The organism is Paractinoplanes durhamensis (genome assembly GCF_016862175.1).
Taxonomy (GTDB): Bacteria; Actinomycetota; Actinomycetes; order Mycobacteriales; family Micromonosporaceae; genus Actinoplanes; species Actinoplanes durhamensis.
This window is the reverse complement of record NZ_BOML01000041.1, coordinates 120272-127910: the sequence shown is the minus strand read 5'-3', so window position 1 is coordinate 127910 and position 7639 is coordinate 120272. Positions and strand designations below refer to the sequence as shown.

The following is a 7639-nucleotide window of genomic DNA, read 5'->3' as shown; positions in this document are numbered from 1 at the left end:
GTTTTCTCAACACCTCGTCCATGCCCTCGGCGTTGGCGAAGCTGAGCTCCATCGCCTCGGCCTGGTTCAGTTCCTCCCAGTCGATACCGGCTTTGAAGGCCGTTCGGGCTGCGACGCCGCCGTCACGGCTGGACAGCGATCGTCTGGTCCACCGAGCCGCGGGGCGCGATGTGTGCGGTGAAGCCTTCAGGTCCGGGTTGCGACCCAGCAGCGCTTGCAAGCCTTCGATCCACTGCGTGACGGTCGGTGGCTCTACCACCTTGCCGTTCACGGTGGCGAGTTCGTTCGTGAGGGGCCAGAACCACAACGCGGCCCAGGCGTCCATGGCTCGGCGCAGTCGACGGTAGGCGCCGCCCTGATCGGCGAGCGCAAATTCGATCTGCTCACGGGTCACCGCACCCCCGGCGGGCAGGTCACCAGCCTCCCACACCGGGATGGAACGGCGGATCTGCTCCTCGGCGATTGTCAGGCGGCGGTAGGCGATCTGCCACAACGACTCCACGCGGTGCGCCAGTTCGGCGTACGCGTCGACGGTTTGCTTGGAGGGTTTGGTCTTGGTGCTGCCCCGCCAGGTCTTGAGCCTCTTCGCCGCGTCCGGCGCGAGTGCTGCGGCCTCCTTGGCGTCGGCGGCCGATCCCCAGCCGTCGGCGGGCAGCAGGAAGTGGTGGATGCCGTCGGTGGCGACCCGCTCGGCCTCGATGTCCTCGACCAGTTCGGTCAGTGGCACTTCGTCCGGCACCGCGCCCTGCCACGACTTGTCGGTGACCTGGCTGCGGCGGAAGACAGCCCGGCGGGCGCCGATCAGCGAGTTGCCGCGGCGCAGGTGCAGGCCGAACCAGGGTGCCGACAGGCCCTGCACCATCGTGTCGAGCCACAGCGTGATCTCGGCAAGTTCGACGGCAGTGCCGTTCAGGTCTACGCCGTACACGTTGTGCAGGGCGAGGTATGCCTTCACCTCTTGCAGGCGTTTCGGGTAGTCGTCCGGGTCGATGCGTTTACCTTCGGCGGCCAGTTCATCCTGGCGGCGCTTCAGGTATTGCTCGGCGAGCTGCCGCACCGCTTCGATGGCGAACGCGCCCGAGCCGAGCGCCGGTTCGCAGATCGTCATGTCGAGGATGTCAGCGGCGGGTGTGCGTTCGCCGTTCTGGTCGAGTAGTTCCTCCAGGGCTTGCCCGACGGTGAATTTCGTCAGCACCTCAGGGGTGTAGTAGGACGCCGACTGCTGGCGTTCGCGGCCGGCCAGCCGGAACACGAACGAGCCCTGCGGGTGCAGCACCGGCCGCAGCTCACCGGTCACCCTGTCGGCCAGCTTGACGAAGTCGGCGGAGTCGATGCCCTCGGCCCGGTCTACCGGCACCACCCAGGAGCCCTTGCTGCCGTCACCACCCTTGGCGACCTCGTACAGGTCGGTTTCGGCGAAGAAGCCGGTGTACGACATCAGCCCCTCGTAGACCGCGCCGAGCTGGTTGATGCCCAGTTCCGCGTACGAGATGAAGCCTCTGTCCTTGCCCCGCCGCTCCTTACTCAGCAGCAGGTGAGTGAGGATCTCCTGCAGGGTGGCGTTGCCAAGGCCGACGGCGTCGATGTGCGCGGTGGCGCTGGGCCGGAACAGGTCGGCGCGTAGCGGGTTGAAGGTAAGCCCCGGTGCGGACAGCGACTCCTCGTCGTCCGGTTCGACGCTCTGGTGACCCTTGTCGACCAGCCGGAACAGTACGCCCAGCGATTCGTAGAGGTGGGTTCCTGTTCGGGCTCGCGGGGTGGCCAGCTCGACCTGGACGAGTTCGCGCAGCCGGTCCAGGCTGTAGCCGCGGTCGTATTCGGGCGCGCCGACCGGCAGCACACCCAGCTCGGGCGACGCTTCGGCGTACAGCAGGAAGAGAATGCGGTAGAGGAAGCGCAACGCCTGCTTGGCCAGCGGCTGGGCCTCGGCCGCGGGCAACGGTTCAAGGCCGCGGGAGCGGCGGCGGGCGACGACATCATTCGCGATGATCTCGATCGAGAGGCGTACGCCCTCGCGGAGGTCCTTGGAGACGCCGACGGTGTGTTTGATCGATTCTTCGAGGACGCTGGTCCACCACAGGTTGCCGTCGGCGTCCGGGGCGATCGAAGCCGCGGACAGGCAGGTCAGGGCGCGGTCGATCTCGCCGCCGCGCCTGGTGTCGTTGCGTTCGCAGATCAGTTGCAGGTCGATGGCGAGGTAACGGCCCTCGGCCCAGCGTTCCCGTTCGGCCAGCACCGCCCACCGGCCAGCCAGGATGAGGGCCAGGTCCGGGGCGTCGTCCTCGACGAACAGGGCGGAGGTCAGCCGCGCGGCGGAGGTCAGTTCGTCGCCGTCGTCATCCAGGCGCACCGGTACGGCGAGCGTCCGGCCGTCCTTGGCGAGGATGTCCTCGACTGTGGCGACCGGCTGGGCGAGCACCACAACCAGCGGCGCCCGGTCGGTGATACCGGGCGCCGACACCCGCAGGATCGGCCCCTCCTCAGCCGCGACCAGACCGTGCTCGCGAAGTTCCAGGATGTCGACGATGCGCTGGTAGATCGACGCGACCGCGGCGGCGGTCGTCTGCGGGTCGGTGGCGCCGAGGTCGGCCTCCACATCGGTCAGCTCGCTGAGCTTGGCTAGGTCGGCTTCCAGCCCCTGCCGAGCCTCGGTGAACCGGCTGCGCGGGGTGGGCCGGCGCTCGTCGGCCTCTGCGTCCCACGTCTTGCGGCGTTCCAGCACCCGGGCGTGGAACGACTCCTTCGTAGCGTCGGTGGTGAAGTAGTGCTCAGAGATCCAACCCTCGCCGACCAGGATCGCGTCGGAGACGCTCATTGATTCACCTCCGTGGTCGGTACAACCACCAGCAGCGGACGCACCAACTGCCGGTCCGGGTTCATGTCGGCTACCAGACGCTGCTCCTGGCCAATGCTGACCCGGCGTTGCTTGAGATCACGGCGCTGGATGAGCGCGTCGGCGTCGTGCTGCCATTGGGCGAGCCGGTGCGACCACTGTTCGACCCGGTGTGCGACGTCCTTCTCCGCTGCGGCGAACAGGTCACGCATCTGCGCGCGGGCGTGGTGAACGGCCGGTGCGATGAACCGGCTCAGCGCGTCCGCGTCGGGCACCGGGCCAGGGTTGGCTCGCGCGGTGTCGAAGCCCAGCGCGGCCAGTGCCGCGGCGGCCGACGAGTGCGGCGTGACCGGGGCGAACGACGAATCGTCGGGCATCGGAAACTCGACGGTCAGCCAAGCGGCTGAGACGACCTGACCGCGCCCGTTGGTGAGCGTGCCCACCAGCAGCACGGTCAGGTTGTCGACGTCGCCACGGACCGCGAACACCTGGTTGCGGCCCAGCCCGGCCAGAGCCCGGTCCGAGGCCCAGTCCAGCACCGGGTGCAGCGGGCTCAGGTAGTGCGCGTCCGGCCAGCTGGACCCGGTGTCGTCGCGCAGCGCCTGCTCCAGCCGGTCCTTGCCGCGCGCAAGGGTGGTGGCCAGGACGAGCTTGTCGGTGACCCGCCGGTCGGCGAGGTAGCTCTGCGGCAGCACGTCGAGGCGTTGCACCAGGTCCGGTGGCGGGGTCAGTTCGGCGGTGCCGAAGGCCGGATCGCGGCGCCAGGCTACGCCGTTGTTGTTCAAGGGCTTGGTCGGGTCGACGAAGGCGGCGTGCAGTGCCTCATCGAGGTAGGAGACCTCGTCGGGGTAGAGCCCAGACCCGGCGGTCACGCTCGTCTCGGGTGGCGGCGCATCGTTCGCGTCGTCGGCGTCGAGGATGCCGAAGAACATCGCCGACAGGTCGTCGCCGGCCAGCACCTCGTCCGGCGTCCGCACCACTTCGTCGAGCTCCCGCTGCCCGGCCAGGACGGCGCGGATGGCGTCCTCCTCGCCCTTCACGTCGTACTGGCCCATCAGGGAGGCCACGTCGCCAAGCGCGCGGTGCGCCTCGTTCTCCTTGTCGACCAGCTTCGCAAGGATGCGGATGTCGCCGGCGAAGCGGTCGCCGTCCGGCTCCAGCAGCAGAGCAGTAATCCGGGGCGGATGCTGCTGGCCATAACGGTCGATACGGCCGTTGCGCTGCTCAATGCGGATCAGGCTCCACGGGATGTCGTAGTGGATCAGCTCGTGGCACTGGGCGTGCAGGTTGACCCCTTCGGAGGCGACGTCGCCCGTGATCAGGACCCGGACCGGGGTGTGTCCCTGCTTGAACGCGTCGACGATGCGCTGCTGCTCGTCGTCGGGCAGGCCACCGTGCATGATCGCGACCGCTTCGGCGGGCATGCCGAGGTCGGCCGGCAGGTGCTTGTGCAGCCAGGTGAGGGTGGCGACGCGTTCAGCGAACACCACCGCACGCATCGGCGAACCTTTCGCGACGCCGATCTCCTTCAGCCTCTGGACCAGCCGGGCGTACTTGGCCGAGCCCACCGTCAGCGCCGCCGCGTTGAGGTCGGCCAGCCGGTCCAGTGCCGCCCGTTCGAGGTTCGCTGCGGTGTCGTGCGGGAGACGCCCCAGACGCTGCCGGACGGTCTCGGCCAGCGCGGCCGGTGACGACAGAAACGCCTTGGCCAGCGTCCAAGGGAACAGCGACGCGTTCTGCCCGGAGTAGGGGGTGCGCTTGTCCGGCGGCCACAGCCACACGTCCTGGAGTTCGCGGGCAACCGCGTTCTCCGCCGGGCTTGCGGGCACCAGCACGTTCTCCGGTTCGCGCCGTTCCGCCCAGTCGGCGCCGACGACGCCGGCCACTTCATCGCTGTGCCGGTGGCGTCGGATCACCAACCGTTCGATCTCGGCGGCCACCAGGTCGCCGCCGGGCGGGATCGCGGACGGGTCGAGCAGGCGGATGAGCTCGGCGAACGATTCCTTACGGCCGTTGTGCGGGGTCGCCGACGCCAAGATCAGCGTCTCGGCATTTCGCGACAACGTGCGGGCCAGCTTGTTGTTCTGGGTAGACGCATTGGCCAGGTTGTGCGATTCGTCGATCACGACCGCGTCCCAGCGCTGTTTTTTCAGCCCGGCCGCATACCGCTCCGACTTCAGCGTGTCGATGGAGATGATTGCCCGCCGGAAATAGGTGAACGGGTTGCGGTTGGCCGGGAGCTTCTGCCGGACTCGTTGGATGCCGGCTGAGTCGAGCCGGACGAACGGCAAAGCGAATCGTGACCACAATTCCTGCTGCATCTGTTCGAGCACGTGGCGGGGCGTCACGATGAGGATCCGCTCACCGCGGCCCCGACGGACCAGCTCCGACAGGATCATGCCGATTTCCAGGGTCTTGCCGAGCCCGACCGCGTCGGCCAGCAGGATCCGCGGACGCAGGTTGTCCGGGTCGAGCGCCTTGCGCACGGCGGTCTGCTGGTAGCTCAGCGGTGTCGCCAGGGCCTGCGTGGCGACGGTGAGCGAGCGGTCGGCGAGCGGAACGGCGGTCTTGCGGTAAGTGGACTCGAGCCAGAGGCGGGCCTTGCGGTAACGCGGACTGTCATCCGCAACCACGCTCGCGGCTGCCGGGTCGAGGGGTTCGATACGGTCAAGGGAGGCGTAGAAACTGGCCGTGGTGTCGCGGACCAATTCGCCCAAGCCTCGAACGTGTACGAGAAGGCCGTCCGCGGTTTCCTCCGCGGTCTGCACCAGCCATTCCTCATCCCGGACGACCACCACCGAGCCCGGCGCCAATTCGAGCGGCGCCTCGGAACGAACACCACTCACGGTCGTCCCACTCTCCCCATTATCCCCATCGGTGCGGTCGATCGTATCCAGATCAACCGAGACGGATGAAACCGCACATACAGTTCGCCCACACCGATCATCGGCCGAAGTGATCCCTCGAATGGTGGAATCACCGCAGGCCAAGCCGGTCAGGCTTCGGCGGTGCCATCCAAGACCTCAACTCGGGAAACGCGCTCGATACGCCCTCGCACGGCTGTCCCGGTGACCCGGACGTGCTGCCGTCGCCCGTGCGCGTCGACGAGCCGCTGATAGAGAGTGTCCGGCAGCATGACGCGAACGGACCGTTCCGAGGAGCCGTAAATGGTGCGGATCGGACCCCGCACTGTTGCCTGGCCGCCCTCGCCGATGTCCCGCCGGAGCTTGCTGACCTGCCCCTCAACGGTCACTTCCCCGTCCGGAACTGCCACCTTGAGCTGCTCTGCCGCCGTGCGTAGCGCCTCTATCCGCCGAGTGCTGAAGCGGAACGACCGAGCCGGCATGGATGACGGCAGCTCACGCGCCCAGTTGAACCTGACGTCGTACGGAACACCGTCGCGACCGAGTTTGGCCAGCGCGTCACAGACGTTCGCCGACACGCCCTCACCGGTACGCCGCAGGAACAATTCCAGATCGAACTCGCGCAGCGCCTCGCCCGAGGCGGCGAAGCACGCTCGCACGGCGCGATGCATCTGCAGCGACACTTGACGGGCGAGCGGCGGGGCGGCATCCGCGTCCACGCGCGGCACGGCGAGTTGCGCTGCAATAGCCCAGCTTCCGGCGCGTGGGGTGCCCAGTCGCACGGTACGGGCGAAGTCGAGCGCGCTCTCCGGCCGACGTCCTTGCACCAGCATCGGCTGTTCGATAGTCAGCGCATACGCTGACGACACAACCAGCTCTCGCACGCCGGCCAGCGCGTCCACCGCGTTGAACAGCGGAATCGTCCCGGACGGGCCACTCGGCAGCAGCCGGAAGGAAAGGGTGTCCGCCCCGCTGGTTTCAAGATCGTCGAGGAGCAGCCGGATGGAGCGTTCCTCGACAGCCGCCACGGTTGTGAGGAAGTCCGAGACTCGGCTCGCGTAATCACGCAACGTGCGATCCCCCGGGACCAGCACCTGGAAATCGCCGTCGTCCTCGCGCCGCGTCCACAGGGTCGCACGTTCGAGATGCTGCTCCGGTGCCCAGCCGGTGTAGGACAGGTATTGGCTCAACGTCTCGGGCGTCAGAGCGGTGGCGGCACGCAACTCGTCCTCACCCACCAGAACGCGCGGCATCATGACGCGGGCATCCGTTGCGCTGGGACGACGCCGAGAAGCGACCGCAGGCCGTTCACCGTCAGCAGGTTGCGCTTGGGCACGTGAACCGTGATGTGGCGCTGTGCACCCTGGTCGATAACCGGCGCGTCGCGCAACGACGCCCAGTACCCGCAGTGGCTGAGCCGCATAGATGTCTCGTCCACCTGTGCGTAGTGATCGGTATCCGACGGAACGATGATCAGAAAGAGGTAACGCGACACCGCGAACCCCTCACCCGCGAGGTTGTTGTAGTGATCCACATTCATGGGGTAGTTCCAGTGCAAGTCGGTCCCCTTGGGACTGGACCAGGACTTGACCTGCGCCTCGATCTTGGGGAAGCGGACCGTGCCACGAACTCCCGGAAAATCGATGGAGAAGTCCACGCCGGTATGGTCGACGTCCTGCTGACCGGCGATCAGGCCGGCGGCGCTGGCCAGGACACGCACGAAGCTCTCGCCGAAATATCCTTGATGGTTGTACTTGGCGTAACTCATCCACCTCGCCCCAGGGCCGTACTCAACGCGCTCCGTGGGCGTAAACATACTTCTTGTCACCGTCTCGGAGAACCCTCGTGCTTGCCGTGACTCCATCGACCGACGTGCTGGGCGCGACGCCGTATTGCCGACTGCGCTGGGCCCCGGAGATGAACACCGCACTCGGTTTCGCCC

Annotated in this window: 3 protein-coding genes and 1 pseudogene; all 4 read right to left on the bottom strand. The window is 67.6% G+C overall.

Annotated features, from left to right (window positions below):
- A pseudogene (locus Adu01nite_RS26910) lies at window positions 1-2815 on the bottom strand (class I SAM-dependent DNA methyltransferase); the annotation flags it as partial.
- Complete coding sequence (locus Adu01nite_RS26905; RefSeq protein WP_203730510.1) at window positions 2812-5679, bottom strand: helicase-related protein; 2868 nt, start codon at window positions 5677-5679, stop codon at window positions 2812-2814. The gene Adu01nite_RS26905 and the pseudogene Adu01nite_RS26910, both read right to left, overlap by 4 nt.
- 149 nt (window positions 5680-5828) lie before the next feature.
- Window positions 5829-6953 (bottom strand): hypothetical protein, encoded by a 1125-nt coding sequence (locus tag Adu01nite_RS26900; protein ID WP_239132723.1) that lies wholly within the window; start codon window positions 6951-6953, stop codon window positions 5829-5831.
- Window positions 6950-7465: a DUF4365 domain-containing protein gene (locus Adu01nite_RS26895; RefSeq protein WP_203730498.1), complete on the bottom strand. Its 516-nt coding sequence runs from the start codon at window positions 7463-7465 to the stop codon at window positions 6950-6952. Before Adu01nite_RS26895 ends, Adu01nite_RS26900 begins: the two co-directional genes overlap by 4 nt.
- Window positions 7466-7639 lie beyond the last annotated feature (174 nt).

Coding starts and splice junctions, on each gene's coding strand:
- Adu01nite_RS26900 (WP_239132723.1), bottom strand. CDS start 6,953: ATGATGCCGCGCGTTCTGGTGGGTGAGGACGAGTTGCGTGCCGCCACC.
- Adu01nite_RS26895 (WP_203730498.1), bottom strand. CDS start 7,465: ATGAGTTACGCCAAGTACAACCATCAAGGATATTTCGGCGAGAGCTTC.